The organism is Allokutzneria oryzae, from assembly GCF_042429765.1.
GTDB classification, from domain to species: Bacteria; Actinomycetota; Actinomycetes; order Mycobacteriales; family Pseudonocardiaceae; genus Allokutzneria; species Allokutzneria oryzae.
In genome coordinates this window covers 81,299-98,184 of record NZ_JBHLZU010000012.1, presented here as the reverse complement: position 1 = coordinate 98,184, position 16,886 = coordinate 81,299, and the positions used below count along the sequence as shown (strand labels likewise).

The 16,886-nt window shown below is 70.4% G+C and carries 15 protein-coding genes; 10 read left to right on the top strand and 5 right to left on the bottom strand.

Annotated elements, in window-relative coordinates:
- Positions 1-68 precede the first annotated feature (68 nt).
- From ACFFQA_RS38090 to ACFFQA_RS15970, 3 genes are all read left to right on the top strand, one after another.
- The gene (locus ACFFQA_RS38090; protein WP_512699658.1) at positions 69-236 is read left to right on the top strand and encodes a DUF8730 family Cys-rich protein; all 168 of its coding nucleotides are present in this window, start codon (positions 69-71) and stop codon (positions 234-236) included.
- Between the two features lie 74 nt (positions 237-310).
- Positions 311-1,720: a rhodanese-like domain-containing protein gene (locus tag ACFFQA_RS15975; RefSeq protein ID WP_377852734.1), complete on the top strand. Its 1,410-nt coding sequence runs from the start codon at positions 311-313 to the stop codon at positions 1,718-1,720.
- A gap of 109 nt (positions 1,721-1,829) precedes the next feature.
- Entirely contained in the window at positions 1,830-2,618 is a 789-nt protein-coding gene (locus ACFFQA_RS15970) for a sulfite exporter TauE/SafE family protein (protein ID WP_377852733.1), read from the top strand.
- Between the two features lie 84 nt (positions 2,619-2,702).
- Here ACFFQA_RS15970 and ACFFQA_RS15965 read toward each other — a convergent pair whose 3' ends face one another.
- Positions 2,703-4,118 (bottom strand): MFS transporter, encoded by a 1,416-nt coding sequence (locus tag ACFFQA_RS15965; RefSeq protein WP_377852732.1) that lies wholly within the window; start codon positions 4,116-4,118, stop codon positions 2,703-2,705.
- Between the two features lie 427 nt (positions 4,119-4,545).
- Here ACFFQA_RS15965 and ACFFQA_RS15960 point away from each other — a divergent pair, with 427 nt between their 5' ends.
- The 4 genes from ACFFQA_RS15960 to ACFFQA_RS15945 are packed head-to-tail and all read left to right on the top strand — an operon-like array spanning position 4,546 to position 8,419.
- The gene (locus ACFFQA_RS15960; RefSeq protein WP_377852731.1) at positions 4,546-4,827 is read left to right on the top strand and encodes a metal-sensitive transcriptional regulator; all 282 of its coding nucleotides are present in this window, start codon (positions 4,546-4,548) and stop codon (positions 4,825-4,827) included.
- Between the two features lie 47 nt (positions 4,828-4,874).
- The gene (locus ACFFQA_RS15955) at positions 4,875-5,105 is read left to right on the top strand and encodes a heavy-metal-associated domain-containing protein (RefSeq protein ID WP_377852730.1); all 231 of its coding nucleotides are present in this window, start codon (positions 4,875-4,877) and stop codon (positions 5,103-5,105) included.
- A 40-nt stretch (positions 5,106-5,145) separates the two neighbouring features.
- The gene (locus ACFFQA_RS15950; protein ID WP_377852729.1) at positions 5,146-6,108 is read left to right on the top strand and encodes a DUF8832 domain-containing protein; all 963 of its coding nucleotides are present in this window, start codon (positions 5,146-5,148) and stop codon (positions 6,106-6,108) included.
- Positions 6,109-6,133: 25 nt separating this feature from the next.
- Complete coding sequence (locus ACFFQA_RS15945; protein ID WP_377852728.1) at positions 6,134-8,419, top strand: heavy metal translocating P-type ATPase; 2,286 nt, start codon at positions 6,134-6,136, stop codon at positions 8,417-8,419.
- 95 nt (positions 8,420-8,514) lie between these two features.
- On the opposite strand, the gene ACFFQA_RS38040 is transcribed toward ACFFQA_RS15945, so the two are convergent.
- Positions 8,515-8,865, bottom strand: coding sequence for a hypothetical protein (locus ACFFQA_RS38040; protein ID WP_446681682.1), 351 nt, complete (start codon positions 8,863-8,865; stop codon positions 8,515-8,517).
- Between the two features lie 226 nt (positions 8,866-9,091).
- Entirely contained in the window at positions 9,092-9,241 is a 150-nt protein-coding gene (locus tag ACFFQA_RS15935; RefSeq protein WP_377852807.1) for a MerR family DNA-binding transcriptional regulator, read from the bottom strand.
- Positions 9,242-9,353: 112 nt separating this feature from the next.
- On the opposite strand from ACFFQA_RS15935, the gene ACFFQA_RS15930 reads away from it, so the two are divergent.
- Positions 9,354-10,454, top strand: a complete 1,101-nt coding sequence (locus ACFFQA_RS15930; RefSeq protein ID WP_377852727.1) for a hypothetical protein — start codon at positions 9,354-9,356, stop codon at positions 10,452-10,454.
- 275 nt (positions 10,455-10,729) lie between these two features.
- Here the strand turns inward: ACFFQA_RS15930 and ACFFQA_RS15925 are convergent, their stop codons facing one another.
- Positions 10,730-11,767, bottom strand: coding sequence for a DUF2332 domain-containing protein (locus ACFFQA_RS15925; protein ID WP_377852726.1), 1,038 nt, complete (start codon positions 11,765-11,767; stop codon positions 10,730-10,732).
- 685 nt (positions 11,768-12,452) lie between these two features.
- Here ACFFQA_RS15925 and ACFFQA_RS15920 point away from each other — a divergent pair.
- Positions 12,453-13,088 carry a hypothetical protein gene (locus tag ACFFQA_RS15920; protein WP_377852725.1) on the top strand — a complete coding sequence of 212 codons (636 nt, stop codon included), beginning with the start codon at positions 12,453-12,455 and terminating at the stop codon, positions 13,086-13,088.
- Positions 13,089-13,534: 446 nt separating this feature from the next.
- A complete protein-coding gene (locus tag ACFFQA_RS15915) occupies positions 13,535-15,082 on the top strand; it encodes an alanine/glycine:cation symporter family protein (protein ID WP_377852724.1) in 1,548 nt (515 codons plus the stop codon).
- A gap of 216 nt (positions 15,083-15,298) precedes the next feature.
- Here ACFFQA_RS15915 and ACFFQA_RS15910 read toward each other — a convergent pair whose 3' ends face one another.
- Positions 15,299-16,159 (bottom strand): alpha/beta fold hydrolase, encoded by an 861-nt coding sequence (locus ACFFQA_RS15910; RefSeq protein WP_377852723.1) that lies wholly within the window; start codon positions 16,157-16,159, stop codon positions 15,299-15,301.
- Positions 16,160-16,886: the final 727 nt, after the last annotated feature.

Here is a 16,886-nt window from a genome sequence, read left to right as displayed (position 1 = left end):
GTGTCTCGGTGACGTTCCACAGGAACAAGCGCGCCAAGAGTGAACTGACGACGACGGAGGTATCCACCATGTGTCAGCGCATCACGTGCCGTACCTGCGGCAAGCCCGGCTACTCCGGCTGTGGCCGGCACGTCGAGCAGGTGCTGGGTGATGTCCCTGCGGAGAACCGCTGCCAATGCGCGTCCGGGCGGGGTGGCGGCTTGGTCAAGCGACTCGGCGGTCTGTTTCGGCGGTGACCGGCGACCCGTCGAGCGGGAGGCGCCGGGCGTGTGGATACGCCGGTGTCCAGGACGAGACGAGGGAGCAGACGATGAGCGGGATCGTGGTGGAGGTCGTGGAGACCTCCTCGCTGGGCGACCGCAGCTACCTGGCGCATGACGGGCAGGTCGCCGTGGTGGTCGACCCCCAGCGCGACATCGACCGGGTGCTGGCGGTGGCGGGTCGGCTCGGGGTGCGGATCACGCACGTGGCCGAGACGCACCTGCACAACGACTACGTCTCCGGAGGGCTGGCGCTGGCCCGGGTGACCGGCGCGACCTACCTGGTCGCCGCCGCCGACGAGGTGGCCTTCGACCGGCAGCCGGTGGCTGACGGCGAGAAGATCGCTGTCTCGGCGTGGATGACCCTCGCCGCGGTGGCCACGCCGGGGCACACCTTCCACCACCTGTCCTACGTGGTGCACGGCCCCGACGGCCCGGTGGGGGTGTTCACCGGAGGGTCGCTGCTGTTCGGTACCACCGGCCGCACCGACCTGCTGGGACAGGAACACGCCCATGACCTGGCCGAGCAGCAGCACGCCTCGGTCCGGCGGCTGGCCGACCTGCTGCCCGACGGGGCGCACGTGTGGCCCACGCACGGTTTCGGCAGCTTCTGCTCCGCCACCCAGTCCGACGCGCCGGCGTCAACGATCGGTCGGGAGCGGCGGGTCAACCCCGCGTTGCGGCTGGAGACCGACTCCTTCGTCTCCGAGACCCTCGCCGGTCTGGACGCGTACCCCGCCTACTACGCCCACATGGGGGTGCGCAACGCCGACGGCGCGGACCTGGTCGACCTCACTCAGGCCCGGCGCGCCGATCCCGACGAGCTGCGCCAGCGGATCGCCGCAGGCGAATGGGTGGTCGACCTGCGTTCGCGCAAGGCGTTCGCCCAGCTGCACCTGACCGGCACCCTCAGCTTCGGGCTGGACGGGCCGATGTCGACCTGGCTGGGCTGGATGGCTCCGTGGGGTGCTCCGATCACGCTGCTGGGGGAGTCGGCCGAGCAGGTCGCCGACGCTCAGCGGGAGCTGGCCCGGATCGGCATCGACCGGCCCGCCGCCGCCGCGACCGGCGTTCCCCAGCAGTGGGCCGACGGCGACGCCGCACGCCTGGGTGAGCTGGCCACCGCCACGTTCGCCGACCTGGCCGCCGCGCGCACCGGCGCCCCGCCGCGTGGGTTGCCTGCCCCCGAGGTGGTGCTGGACGTGCGGATGGGCAACGAGTGGCGCGCTGACCACCTGGCCGACGCGGTCCACATCCCGCTGCCCGACCTGCCCCGACGGCTGGACGAGGTGCCCGAGGCGACGGTGTGGGTGCACTGCGGCTCCGGCTACCGGGCCGCCGCGGCGGCCAGCCTGCTCCAGCGCGCCGGCCGCCGTGTCGTGCACATCGACGACACCTACGCCACGGCCCGCGACGCGGGCCTGACCATCGTTTCCGATCACGAGAACGCCCGCCGATGAGCGCCTCGGCCGACAGCCCCGGCACGGCCGCGCTGCGCGAGCACTCCGGGGAACCTCGCCCGCACCGCGACGAGCGGGACGTGCTCGTCGGCCGCTCCAGGTGGCGGTCGTGACCGCCGCGGTGGTCGCTGCGCTGGGCCTGGGCGCGGTGATCGGCGTGCTGCTCGGGGTTTTCGGCGGCGGCGGGTCGATCCTGGCCGTGCCCGCCCTGGTGTACGGCGTCGGCCTGCCACTGAGCGCGGCGGTGCCCACCTCACTGCTGGTGGTCGGGATCTCCTCGGCCGTCGCCGTGCTGCCACGGCTGCGCGCGAGACAGGTGAGGTGGCGCATCGCCGCCGTCGTCGGCACAGTGGGCGCGGCGGCGGCCCTCGGCGGGACGGCGGTCAACCGGCTGCTCGACCCCCGGGTGGTTCTGCTCGGCTTCGCCGTGGTCATGATCATCGCCGGGGCGCGGATGCTGCGCGACGACGACCACGCCGGCGGGGACTGCGCCCTGCCAGGAAGCGAGGTGAACTGGCGGAGCTGCCTGCCCAAGTCGATCGGCGTCGGCGTCGTCGTCGGGTTCCTGACCGGCCTGTTCGGCGTCGGTGGCGGCTTCCTGATCATCCCCGCCCTCGTGGTGCTGCTGGGGTTGCCCGCGCCCGTCGCCACCGGCACCTCCTTGGTCGTCATCGTGCTCAACTCCGCAGCCGGGTTCGCCGCCCACATCGGCGAGGTGGAGCTCGACTACTCCCTCGCGGGCGCGTTCGCCCTCGCCGCCGTCGTCGGTGCCCTCGCAGCGGGCCACCTGGCGATCCGCCTTCCCGCCGACCGACTGCGCCGCGGGTTCGCCTACCTGGTGTTCGCCGTCGCCGTGTTCGTCGCCGTGCAGGTCCTGATCAACCCCGCGACGGCCTGATCGCCCCACCACGGGCGGCACCGGACTCGGAAGGTTCGCGGGATGGTGGGCTCCACCATCCCGCGAACCGCGGACAGTGCGCGTTCATTCGGCCCGCGCGGACGACCGGGCGCCCCTGAGGGTCGCGGCGGCGATGACCGCGCCGGCGACGGCGATGCCCGCCGCACCGAGGAAGGCCACCGACAGCCCCTGGGTGAGGGCCTGGGTGTCACCGGTCTGGCCGGCACCGAACGAGGCTGCCAGCGCGGTCATCGCGGCCAGCCCGAGCGCCGAGCCGACCTGGTAGCTGGTGTTGACGATGCCCGAGGCCAGTCCGCCCTCCGCCGGGGGCGCACTGGAGATGGCCGTGCCCAGCGAGGGGATGAAGGCCAGGGCCATTCCGGTCGCGGCGACGATCGAGGCGGGCAGCACGTCGGCCAGGAAGGTGCCGTCGGGGCGCACCATGGCGAGCCAGCCCAGTCCGGCGCCGAGCACCGCGAGACCGGTGACGGTCATCGGCTTGGGGCCGAAGCGGCCGATCAGCCTCGGGGCGAGCGCGATCATCATCACCATGATCACGGTGGTCATCGGCAGCAGCGCCGCGCCGCTGGCGAAGGCGCCGAGCCCGAGCACCTGCTGCAGGTAGAGGTTGAGGAAGAACCACATCGGGATCCAGGCCCCGCCGAGCAGCACCTGGGCCAGGTTGGCCGCGGCCAGGTTCGGGGTGCCGAAGATGCCCAGGCGCATCAGCGGCACGCGGCGCTTGGCCTGGATGGCGACGAACGCGGCCAGCAGCACCACCGAGGCGACCAGTCCGGCGATGGTCTGACCGGAGCCCCAGCCGACCTCGGCCGCCTGGACGATCGTGTAGACGGACACGGCGAGGCCCGCGGTCACGGCCACGGCGCCGAGGAGGTCGACGGTGCCCCTGGTGACGCCGCCCTTGGGCATCAGCGCGGGGATCGCGGCCAGCGCGGCCAGCGCGACCGGGATGTTGATGTAGAAGACCCACGGCCAGCTGAGGTACTCGGTGATCACACCGCCGAGGAACACACCCGCCGTGCCGCCGGCGGGCGCCGCGGCGCCGTAGAGGGACAGCGCCTTGGTCAGCTCCTTCGGCTCACCACCGAAGAGCACCATCAGCAGGGTCAACGCGGCGGGCGCGATCAACGCGGCGCCGACGCCCTGCACGGCGCGGCCGGCGAGCTCCACCCACACCTGCTGGGCCGCGCCGGCGACCGCGGACCCGGCGAGCAGGACCGCCCAGCCGGTCGCGAAGATCCGGCGCGCGCCGAAGAGGTCGGACAGCCGCCCGCCGAGCAGCAGCAGCCCGCCGAATGCCACCACGTAGGCGTTGAACACCCAGGACAGGTTCTCCTGGGAGAAGCCGAGATCGGCCTGGATGCGCGGCAGGGCGACCCCGATGATCGAGGTGTCCATGATCACCATGAACTGCGCGGCCGCGATGAGCGCGAGCGCCCACCACCGGCGCGTGTCCTTCTGCTGCTCCACTGTAGACATCGCTACTCCATACCGGGAGGGGGTATATGACGCGGCGAAGCTAGCACGGCCGAGACGCATACACCAGGGGGGTATCAGGTGTCGCCACTTCCGCCCTTGTGCGAACAGGGACGGGCGGGTCGCGCGTCGACCGTCGCGCGAAGGGAGCCTCGTCGCCCCGAACGCCCCACCTGCATCGTCAACCCGGGAAGTAGTGCGCGGCAGCATGTCCGCAGCACAAGTGCGATCGACGTGTGCCAACGGCGGGAGCGCGCGTCTCCCGTGACCCTCGCCAGCTCCCTCATGTCCCGCCTTCCCTCCAGTTGACTGCCCTACCCCCCTAGGGTATACATGCACCTGTCGGCGCTTTGGCAGCTCCGGAACGGGAGTAGGTACCGGTACGGGGTAGCGTGAGGGCGCTGGCACGAACGACCGAAGGAGAGATGTCATGCGCGGATACAGCGAGGGCAAGGACGGCTACCTCAAGCGGCTGCGCCGGATCGAGGGCCAGATCCGCGGCCTGCAGCGGATGGTGGACAACGACGAGTACTGCATCGACGTGCTCACCCAGATCTCCGCGGCGACGAAGGCGTTGCAGGCGGTCTCCCTCGGTCTGCTCGATGAACACCTCAAGCACTGTGTGAGCCAGGCGATCGCCGAGGGCGGCGACACCGCGGACCAGAAGATCCGCGAGGCCAGTGACGCCATCGCCCGCCTCGTCCGCTCCTGACCCGCTCACGAACCAGACGAACCACACCACCCGCGAAGGAGTTCGCCATGTGCGACACCTGCTCCACCGGCGCCACCCGGACGACCTACACCGTCACCGGCATGACCTGCGGGCACTGCGTCGCCTCGGTCACCGAGGAGGTCAGCAAGATCGACGGCGTGACGAACGTGTCCGTGGACCTGCCCACCGGCGCGGTCACGGTGACCAGCACCAAGCCGGTTGACCTCGGCGAGGTCCGGTCCGCGGTCGACGAGGCCGGTTACACCCTGGCCGGGTAGTCCCGGCCCACCAACGGCTTTTCGAGCTGAAGGACTTCAGATGAACACTGCAGCGAAGCTCTCCGCCTACGGTGCGGCGCTCGCCCTGGTCGCCGGTGGCGCCTGGGCCGCCGGATCCGCTGTCGGTCCCTTCACCGTTCCCGCCGGTGCGCATTCCGGTGAGGACGGGACGCGTGGTGGCGAGGACACCGCGCACGGGGACGGTCACAGCGGCGCCGTCGCGGAGGCCACGCGAACCGATCAGCCCGGCGGGCTGGCGTCGTCCAGGGGCGGCTACACCCTCACGCCCACCAGCACGACGCTGACCACGGGAACCACCGAGACCTTCTCCTTCCGCATCCTCGGACCCGACGGCAAGCCGGTCACCCGCTTCGACGTCGAGCACGAGAAGCGGCTGCACCTCATCGTGATCCGCAGGGACACCGCCGAGTTCCAGCACGTCCACCCGGAGCTGGACCCCGACGGAACCTGGCGGGTTCCGCTGACGCTGCCGAGGGGCGGGAGCTATCGAGCCTTCGCGGACTTCACCCCCACCGGCGGGAAGTCGCTGACCCTCGGGGTCGACCTGTCGGCAGCGGGGGACTACCAGCCGAACACCTACCAGCCCTCGCGGCTGTCCACGGTGGATGGTTATCAGGTACGGCTCGACGGGGACCTGGTGCCCGGACGATCGTCCAAGCTGACCTTGACCGTCAGCTCGGACGGCCGTGAGATCACCAACCTGGAGCCCTACCTCGGCTCCTACGGGCACCTGGTGGCGTTGCGGTCAGGAGACCTCGCCTACCTGCACGTGCACCCCGACGGTGCGCCGGGAGACGGCAAGACCGCCGCGGGACCGAAGATCACGTTCTTCGCCGAAGTGCCGACAGCGGGTTCCTACCGGCTTTTCCTGGACTTCCAACATGGCGGACAGGTGCGCACGGCCGAGTTCACCGTGGACTCGACGGGGCTCACCCCCGCGCCATCGCACAGCGCACCACCCGAGCCGGGCCACGGTCACTGAGCCCCGATGAGGAAGGAGCAAGACCATGAGCACCAACGAGGTTGAGCTTTCCATCACGGGGATGACCTGCGCGTCGTGCGCGGCCCGGATCGAGCGCAAGCTCAACAAGCTCGACGGGGTGACCGCGACCGTCAACTACGCCACGGAGAAGGCCAAGGTCAGCTACCCGGCGGGCACCGACACCGCGACGCTGATCGAGCAGGTCGAGGCGGCGGGATACTCTGCCGCACTGCCCCGCCCGGTCGAGGAAGACGAGCCGGAGCCCGACGACCCGCTGCTGTCGTTGCGGCAGCGGCTGATCGGCTCGGTGGCCCTGTCGATCCCGGTGATCGCGATGGCGATGATCCCCGCGTTGCAGTTCACCTACTGGCAGTGGATCTCGCTGACGCTGGCCGCTCCCGTGCTGGTGTGGGCGGCGTGGCCGTTCCACCGCGCCGCGTGGGCGAACCTGCGGCACGGCACCGCGACCATGGACACCCTGATCTCCCTCGGCACGCTTGCCGCGTTCCTGTGGTCGCTCTACGCGCTGCTGTTCGGCACCGCGGGCACGCCCGGCATGACGCACCCGTTCGAGCTGACCATCGCTCCCAGCGACGGCGCCGGGAACATCTACCTCGAAGTCGCGGCCGGGGTGACCATGTTCATCCTCGCCGGGCGGTACTTCGAGGCCCGCTCGAAGCGGCGGGCCGGCGCGGCGCTGCGGGCGTTGCTGGAGCTCGGCGCGAAGGACGTCGCGGTGCTGCGCGACGGCCGCGAGCAGCGGATCGCGATCGAGGCCCTCGCGGTCGGCGACCGGTTCGTGGTCCGTCCCGGCGAGAAGATCGCCACCGACGGGGTGGTCGAGGAGGGCTCCTCCGCGGTCGACGCGAGCATGCTCACCGGCGAGTCCGTCCCGGTCGAGGTCGGTCCCGGGGACACCGTGGTCGGCGCGACGGTCAACGCGGGCGGGCGTCTGGTCGTCCGTGCCACCCGGATCGGCGCGGACACCCAGCTCGCCCAGATGGCGAAGCTGGTGGAGGACGCGCAGAACGGCAAGGCGCGGGCGCAGCGGCTCGCCGACCGGCTCTCAGCGGTGTTCGTGCCGATCGTGATCGCGTTGTCCGTCGGCACCTTGGCGTTCTGGCTCGGCGCGGGCGGCTCGGCCTCGGCGGCGTTCACCGCGGCGGTCGCGGTGCTGATCATCGCCTGCCCGTGCGCGCTCGGTCTGGCCACGCCGACCGCGTTGCTGGTCGGCACGGGCCGGGGGGCCCAGCTCGGCATCCTGATCAAGGGACCGGAGGTGCTGGAGTCCACCCGGCGCGTCGACACCGTGGTGCTGGACAAGACCGGCACCGTCACCACCGGCCGGATGAGCCTCGTCGCGGTGCACACCACCGACGATGTCGCCGACGACGAGGTGCTGCGGCTGGCCGGAGCGCTGGAAGACGCCTCGGAGCACCCGATCGCCCAGGCGATCGCCAAGGGTGCTCGGGACCGGGTGGGTGAGCTGCCCGGTGTGGAGGGCTTCACCAACGTCGAAGGGCTTGGCGTTCAAGGGATCGTCGACGGCCGCGCGGTGCTGGTCGGCCGGACCGCGTTGCTGGAGCAGTGGAGCCAGCACCTGCCCGCCGAGCTCGCCGAGGCCAAGGCCGGAGCCGAGGCGGCAGGGCGCACCGCGGTCGCGGTCGGGTGGGACGGGGAAGCACGCGCGGTCCTCGTCGTGGCCGACACCGTCAAGGACACCTCCGCCGAGGCGATCCGGCAGCTGCGCGCACTCGGCCTCACACCGGTGCTGCTCACCGGGGACAACGAGGCCGTCGCCCGCTCCGTGGCGGAGGAGGTCGGCATCACCGAGGTGATCGCCGAGGTCCTGCCCCGGGACAAGGTCGACGTGGTCACGCGGTTGCAGTCCGAAGGCCGGATCGTCGCGATGGTCGGCGACGGCGTCAACGACGCCGCCGCACTGGCCCAGGCCGACCTCGGGCTGGCCATGGGCACCGGGACCGACGCGGCGATCGAGGCCAGCGACATCACCCTGGTCCGCGGCGACCTGCGGGCCGCGGCGGACGCGATCCGCCTGGCACGCCGCACCTTGAGCACCATCAAGGGCAACCTGTTCTGGGCCTTCGCCTACAACGTCGCCGCGCTCCCCTTGGCGGCGGCCGGACTGCTCAACCCGATGATCGCCGGCGCGGCCATGGCGTTCTCGTCGGTGTTCGTGGTGTCCAACAGCCTGCGGCTGCGTGGCTTCCGCAGCACCACCACCCCGACCGCCGCGCATGCGACGACCGTGGCGGTCGAGAACGCGCGGACACCGGTTCAGGTGAACTGATCGCGCTCGCACTGTGTGCCGCCGCCCGCAGGGGCGGCGGCACACGGACGTGGGTGGGCTCCGGATGCCCCAGGAAGGGGCGGGGCGTCGAGGACTCAGTGCGTTGCGGTGACTGTGCCGGAGAGCCTGGTGTGCAGCTGTTCGCTGTGGGCGTTGAGCCCGACGATCTCGGCATCGACGCCGCGACCGGCGAACTTCGCGGTCAGCACGGTCGCGGCGAACAGGTACTCGGCACCGTGGTCGCGCACCAGCGGCACCGTCACCAGCGCCATCGCCCCGGTCGCCGCGGAGATCATCCCGGGACGTCCGCCGGAGAAGGCGATGGTGAACGACGCGTAGAGCCCGACCACCAGGCCGGAGAGCACGTCCGCGCGCACGTTCGAGAACCAGGCGGCGCGCAGCCGCGAGAGCAGGGGAGTTCGCGGCAGGGCGGTGTTGGAGGACATCAATACCCTTGTTCAGAGCACGAGGAGAACTCCCCGCAGGACAACAAGGGCACACTCGCCCGTAGTCAGGCTGAGCCCGTTCGGAAAGACGCGTCCACGAGGACGGCCGCGGACACCGCGCGGATCACGAGATGGCCTCTCACGGGCGATGTGGTCGAGGGGCTGCGGCTACATCGGCGCAACCGCAGAGAACCCTAACCCGATTTTGGTGTTCGGGGAGCCCTCGTCAGCACCGTCTCGCCCCGGTCAGTCCTCGCGCAGAGCTGCGGAAGCCGCCCTGGCCGCGGGCGCTCGGGACGACCAAGCCGACTGCCTCGAAGCAGCGGATCGTGCGCGGTGACAGGCCCGTTCGCTCAGCGACCTCACCGATCTGCACGTGTCCGCTCACGACAGGGCACGCCCACGCCTCACAGATGGTTCTGCCCACCGCGCCTTCGCGTTTAGCTGATATTTAGGCCGTTCGACCACTGCTGGTGTGTACTTTGCGCGTGACCGCACCCCAGGGCCCGGGTTGGCCTGGGCAGCCTGGCCAGCAGGCGCCGTACCCGCCCCGTCCGCCAGGCCAGCCCTACCCCCAGCAGCAGCCGTACCCGTACCCGCCGCAGTACCCGCCGCCGCCTCCTCCCAAGGGGCGACGGGGACGAACAGCCCTGATCGTGTCGCTGGTGGTCGTGCTCGTGGCCGGTGTCGGCATCGGCGGCTGGGCGTTGTTCGGCGGCGGCAGTGGAGCGGTGAACCCGGACGCACCGCAGGCGGGCGGCACGACGGAGGCCAAGGGGCTGACCGAGGCCGATGTCGCCACGGTCGACCCGAAGAAGCTGCTCGACGACATGTTCCTGGCCTTCCTGACCCAGCCCGTGCAGCACACCAGGATGGACAAGATCTGGTTCGGCCAGGTCACGCCGTACCTGGCGGGGCAGGAGTACCGCGGTGACGTGATCGAAGGCGCCTACGACTACCAGCAGCGCAAGATGAACTACCTCGACCGCAACGTGGTCTGCGTCAACGGCACCAAGCGTCAGCTCAACCGGGACGGCACGACCTCCGACTTCGGGTCGTGTGCCTCCGTTGACGGGCTGAGCTGGCAGTCGAAGGTCGGCAACGGCCTGATCCCCAGCGGGCTGACCCGGGACCAGGCGCAGGCGTTCCTGGACTACCTGCACGTGCCGGAGGGCTTCCTCAGCCCCGGCAAGCCCACGTGGGTCGATCGCGACGGCAAGCAGCACGTCCGGCTGCCCGTCGTGTTCCGCTCGGTGCAGACCTCCATGGGGCGGGCCGGGACGCAGAACTTCATCTGGGCGTTCCAGAAGACGAAGATTCCCTTCGAGCAGCACGCCTTCACCACCGCGGGGGCGAGCCCCGACCAGGTCGAAGGTGTGTTCTACCTGGACCCGAAGACGTTGCTGCCCGCGTACTCGGAGCTGCTGATCTACAACCCGCAGTCCGACCCGACCGGCGGGAAGGGGCAGGTTCGGCGGGTGGAGTACCTGTGGGACGGGCAGCTTCCCGAGCCGGACCCCAACCGACCCGGCACGGCGGCGGGTCCGTCCTGGCCCGCCGAGCGGCTCAAGCCGGGGCAGGTGAACTGAGACAGCCACCTCCGGTTCGACGGGGCGGCTAGTCGTCCGATGCCCCGAGCTGGCGCCGCCCCGCGCCCCGTGCCCCCGCGCCCCGTGCACGCGGTGGCTGGCTGGCGTGGTCCCGCGCCCCGTGCACGCGTGAGCTGGCTGGCGTGGTCGGGGTTTTCGCGTTTTGTCACCTAGATGCGAAATGGGAGCGCTCTTTTGCGCATCAAGGTGACAAAACGCGAAAGGAGGGGCACGCGGGTGAGGACGCCAGGGGGTGGTGAGGTGGTGCAAGGACCTTAGGAGTTCGCCAGCCACGCCAGCAGGCGGCCCTGCGACCAGCAGCGGCCAACGGCCTCGGCGTGCAGAGCCGACTGGTCGAACACCGCCAGGCCGATGATGCTGTGACCTGAGGCGCGGCGATCGCCGAGTGTCGGAATCGCCGGCGCGACTCCGACCCCCTCCGCGGACACCCACGCCACCGGTCTGCCGGTGGCCGCTTCGTCGAGGCGGTGCAGGAAGCGCAGGCGGCTCTCCAGCGAGAAGTGCGACAGCGCCCACGTCGTGGTGACGACGGGCAGGGCGTCCTCGGGCACACGGGCGAAGGCGTCGGGCAACACCTCGACGGCGTCACCCCGCAGCAGCAGCGGAGGGTCCGTCGCCGCCAACGCCATCTCCGCTTCGAGCCTCGCGACCGGCTCCGGCTGATCCGGCCACAGGCAGGCGCGCAGCCACCGGGCCTCATCCGCGTCAGTCACGTCAACCGGGTCGAGGTCGATGCCGACCCGGGCGACGACCTCGGGCATCGCCCGCGCCGGGACGGGCCGGTCTCCCACGATCGAAGACGACAGCCGCACAGGAGATGACGCCTCGCCCAGCGATTGCCCGTTGCTGTACGCGATGGCGACGCGATCGACATTGAGGTTGAACCCGGCCGAACACCCCACATCGATCAGCCCGACCGCGTTCGCACCCACCCGGCGCGCAGCCTCGGCGATGGCCGGGTACAGCACAGCGCAGCGCCCGGTCTCGTTGGTCAGCGTCTTCCGGCGCACGGCGATGGCCACGACCGAGTCGGTCATCCGCAGCAGCGTGTCGATCGCCGCACCAGCGGCAGCGTCGCCATCCGCGGCGGCATAGGCCGCGGCGAGCTCCGGAGCGCGTCCGGCGAGGGCGAGGTCGTGCAGGGCGGCGAGGATCACCGTGGGGTGCCGCTTGCGCGCTGGCGCCGACTCGATGGCGCGCACTGCCTCGTCGGACTCACTCAGAGCGACGGCGACGCGCTCGTACAGCGGCGAAACCCCGGCAGCATCGACCTCACCGAAGTGGCGGTACACCTGAGCCAATGTGCGGGCTTTACCCATGAGTGCGGCGCTTCCTGCTGTCCTGCCCTCGCATTCCGGCGATACTAACCACCGCGACGAGCCCTTCGAACCTTCGCTTGGCGGCTCAGGTCGTGTCCTGCACGTGGCAACACCACCTCACCACCCCCCGGCGCCCTCACCGTCCGGCATCCTCACCCGTGTGCCCCTCCTTGCGCGTTTTGTCACCTTGATGCGAAATGGGAGCGCTCTTTTGCGCATCGAGGTGACAAAACGCGAAAACCCCCGCCACGCCAGCCCGCCACCCCGGCCACGTCAGCCAGCCCGCCAGCCAGCCCGCCCGCGCGCACGCCGGGGCGCGGGGCTTGGGGGTGGTGCCGCCTTGGGGCGTCGGGACGGATTGCAGGGCAGGCGCCAGCGGCCCAGGGTGTGTCGGTCTCCGAGACGCGGGAACGCCGTGGCGCTCGGCTCTGAGACCGCACGGCCTGTTCTCGCGCTTGCACCGCTCTGGCCGAGACCGAACCTCAGCGCGGTAGGCGTTGTTCATGGGCTCGGCCGAGAACTGAGTGGAGAACCTCGCTGCCCAGCCGTAGCTTGTCCGACGTGATGCAGTTCTTCTTCCGCCTCAGCTGACTCGGTCCCGAGTCCCGGTGCCGCGCCTGTGCTCGGCGCCTTCTGAGTCATTCCCTGGAGGAGAACCATGCTGTTGCTCGCCTGTGGCGCCTCTGGTGTCGGCAAGACCACCGCGCGTCTGCACGCGCGCCGCCTGCTCGACGACACCTACGAGACCGCCGAGCTGTTCACCCTCGGCCCGATTCCGGCTGTTCCGACCATCGCCTGGCGTCAGGAACAAGTGGAAGCCGCGGTCCTGCGCGCTATCGCCCTTGAGGCCGAGGGCAGGCATTTGCTGTTCGCGGGTGATCCGGTGCCGCTCGGTGAGGCGCTGGCCGCTCCGAGCGCCGACCGGATCGACATCGCCGCGTGCCTGCTCGACGTCAACGAGGAGGCTCATCTCGCCCGTCTCGCCCAGCGCAACGAGCCGGAGGAGCTGATCCCGCTCCATCAGGGCTTCGTCACGTGGCTCCGGGCGCACGCCACCGATCCCGGCCACGTCACGGAGGCGATCACCACCGATGCCTGGCCCGCGATGCGCTGGGAGCGCTGGGTCGGTCGTACGCCTGGACCGGAGTGGGCGATGACGGTACTCGACACCTCACGACTCGCGCCCGAGCAAGTGGGGGCCGAGGTCACCGACTGGTGCCGGCGTGCGGTGGCCGGGGACGCCCCGGTCTTCCGGGCCGGTTGGTTCCGGGATCGGGCCGTGGACCAGGTGTAGGAGCGCCGCGGAGCAGGGCACAGCGAGTTCGCGGTGTCCTGCTCTTGGCCCGTACTCAGGCACTGGTCCGTCCGATGAGGCCATCCTCGGCATCACGGACTCGGCCGCCGCCACCGCCAGGATTGAATGTCCATTGTGGAGGGTGCCCGTTCGCTTCGAAGCGGGCGGAGATGGTGGTCGGCAGGCGCAGCGGTTCCGGGCTGTGGCGCTGCCATGACCGTGCCGCACGGGCGAGCTGACCGGCCTCCTGCGGGAAGGCTGCGTCCCGCGTGGCCCGGGCAGTTGCCGGACAGGACCCTGGTGCGGGCGAACCCCCGTGATCGCCGTGGCCGCGCCCGGAGAGGCGGCTGGCCGCGGGCGTCGGAACCCTGTCTTTTCCTTAGCTTTGTGTCTCGATTCAGTCATAGCGGTTGAAACCAGACATTTCACAGAGTGTGCTGCGCCCCATGTCTGTGATCTCACCCACGATGCCGCCGCTGGCGGCGGACAGTGGCCTGCTCTCCGGGGTGGAGAGCGCCATCAACGGGGTCTTCGACCCGATCTCCGAGGCCGTGTCCGGCTTCGTCTTCGCGAAGGTGACCCTGTTCGGTGTGACCTTCCCCTGGATCGTGGCCTGGTTGGTGGTCGCCGCGGCCTTCTTCACCCTCTACTTCGGGTTCATCCAGGTCCGCGGCTTCAAGATGGCCATCGACATCGTGCGCGGCAAGTACACCCGCGACGACGAGCCCGGGGAGATCAACCACTTCCAGGCGCTGGCCTCGGCGGTCTCGGGCACCGTGGGGCTGGGCAACATCGCCGGCGTCGGCGTGGCGGTCACCATCGGTGGCCCCGGCGCCACGTTCTGGATGATCATGTGCGGGCTCCTGGGCATGTGCACCAAGTTCGTCGAGTGCACCCTCGGGGTGAAGTACCGCGAGCAGCACGAGGACGGCTCGGTCTCCGGTGGCCCCATGCACTACCTGCGCAAGGGCTTGGTGGAGCGGTTCAAGGGCGCGCCAGGGGTGGTGATCGGCAAGATCCTCGCCGCCGGTGCGGCGCTGATGATCCTGTTCTTCGCCATCGCGGGCGGGAACATGTTCCAGGCCAACCAGACCTACGAGCAGCTGCGCAACGTCACCGGTGGCGAGGAGGGCTTCCTCGGCGGCGACGGCGCGGCGCTGGTGTTCGGCGTCGTGCTGGCGGCCGTGGTCGGTGCGGTGATCATCGGTGGGATCAAGTCCATCGGCAAGGTCACCGGCAGACTCGTCCCGGCGATGGCGATCATCTACATCGCCGCCTGCCTGATGGTGATCCTGTTCAACATCTCCTCCCTGCCGGCGGCGGTCGGGGAGATCGTCAGCGGCGCGTTCGCCCCGGAGGGGGTGGCCGGCGGCGCGATCGGCGCGCTGATCGTCGGCTTCCAGCGGGCCGCGTTCTCCAACGAGGCCGGTCTGGGCTCCGCCCCGATCGCGCACTCGGCGGTCAAGACCAAGCACCCGATCACCGAGGGCTACGTCTCGCTGCTGGAGCCCTTCATCGACACCGTGGTCATCTGCACGATGACCGCGCTGACCATCGTCATCGCCAAGACCCAGTTCTGGACCGACGCGCGCGCGACCGTGGCCGCGGGCGGGGACAGCCCGGGCGGGGTGACCGTGACCTCCGACGCCTTCGGCTCGGTGCTGCCGTGGTTCCCCTACATCCTCACCATCGCCGTCGTGCTGTTCGCGGTCTCCACGATCATCACCTGGGCCTACTACGGCGAGAAGGCGTGGACCTACCTGTTCGGCCGGAGCAAGACCAGCACGAACACCTACCGCGTGCTGTGGTGCGTCTTCACCGTGGTGGGCAGCGTGCTGTCGCTGGGCAAGGTCATCGACTTCGCCGACGCCGTGCTGTTCACGCTGGCGCTGTTCAACATCGTCGGCCTGTACATCATGGTGCCGATCGTCAAACGCGAACTGCGCTCGTTCCACCAGAAGATCCGCGACGGCGAGATCACCAAGGTCGGCTGAACCGGCTCACTCGTCGCGCTGGTCCCGCCACATCGGTGCGGAGGCCAGCGCGGCGAGTGATCTGACGAAGAGCGGAACGCGATTTCCCGCCACGCACAACGAGATCAGTACTACGGTCAAGATCAGCAACATCGGTGAGCTCGTGCGTCCGGCCTCGGTGGGAGCCAGCCGACCTCACGGCGAACCCCAGAACCTGGGACGCGCTCGTGGTCGGCGTCATCCGTCACGTGAACGCCCGGTATAGGCGTCCCCGGCGGCGAGGTCGGCCAGTGCCTCGGGAACCTCGTCGATGACCAGGTGGCCCGCGGAGGCGATGACATCGAGTTCCGCGCCGAGCTTGCCGCGCACGACGGGGGCCAGCGCACGGGCGGGCAGGAACACGTCATCGCCACCGACGACGACCGTGCGCGCCACGTCACGGCGGGCGATCACCGTGGCACCCGGATCGGTGCTGGAGCGCACGTGCCGGGCCACCAGCGTCATCCACTCCACCAACTCCGGCCGCGGCAGGTGCCCGCTCCCGTGCATGACGCGCAGCAGCCGGGCGCTGGCAGCAGGACGACGGGTGAACAGCCACTCCATCGACGCCACCGCGACCCGAGGTGTGATGCGCAGTCGCATCACCCCGCCCGGAGACACCAGGATCTGCTTGCGGACGAGCGCGGACGTGCTCGCCAGCGTGATCGCCGCGCCCAGCGAGTGGCCCAGAACGGTCACCGGCGAGGACGAGACCTGCTCCACCACCTCGCTGAGCCACCGGCCGTACCACGCAAGACGACCCGCTGCCGGAACCCGCTCGGCGGCGCTGAGCCCCGGCTGTCCCGGCAGGTCGACGACCACGACACGGCACCGCGCCGCCACCGCCGACGCCAACGGAAGACACGACGCGGCGCAGAAGTTGGTTCCCGGCACGACCACCACGGTGTGGTTGCCGCTGCCCGCGGTGACCACGTGCGTCCGCGTGCCCTGCGCGGTGATTACGGCACGCTGGTGCGCGACCGGCCAGGCGTCGAGCTGGTCATGGCACCACCCGGTGACGGCGTTCCGCCCCGCCAGGCTCCGGTAGATCGACGCCATGTCAGGACCACCGTCCGCGAATGCGGGCGAGTGCCAGGGGGAGGGGAGATGTGGGCATGGGACTCCGTCCAGGGCAGCGCGAACACCATCGCCGACCAGACTTCCCGGCACACCCGCGATCACTTTAGTGCTCGGAGAAGCGCCTCACCGGCCAGCTTCGCCAGCGTGGCGATACTGGCTGCTGCGGCGGTGACGCGGGGGCTTGGGCGTCGGCGGATCGGTTGCCGCGCGTCCGCGTAGGTACCTCGCCGGCTGCTCGTCGTGCCCGTTTTGTCCGAAAACCTGGCGATCATGGCAAGCGTCAAGGAGGATGGAGATCCTCTTCGGCAGCTGCGGTGCTCCGCTTCCAGTCCGGTTGTCCACCGGCGATGTGGGGCGAGCCGCTGGAGAGTGCCTTCTGCTGCGCGGAAGGCCGAATGATGCCGGATCACGAGGCGTCGCCCTCGACCGGCGCCTCGTGATCCCCTTCGCCGCCCGGGTTAGCGCCTGTCCTGCAAGTCGTCCCGACACCCCGAGGCGCCGCCGCCCCCGTGTGCCCCCGTGTGCGTGTGCCCCCGTGTGTGCGCGTGGGCCAGTTGGCTGGCGTGGTCGGGGTTTTCGCGTTTTGTCACCTTGATGCGCAAAAGAGCGCTCCCAATTCGCATCAAGGTGACAAAACGCGAAAGGAGGGGCGCGGGGGTGAGGGTGCCGGACGGTGAGGGTGTCGGAGGGTGAGGGCGCGGGGGCG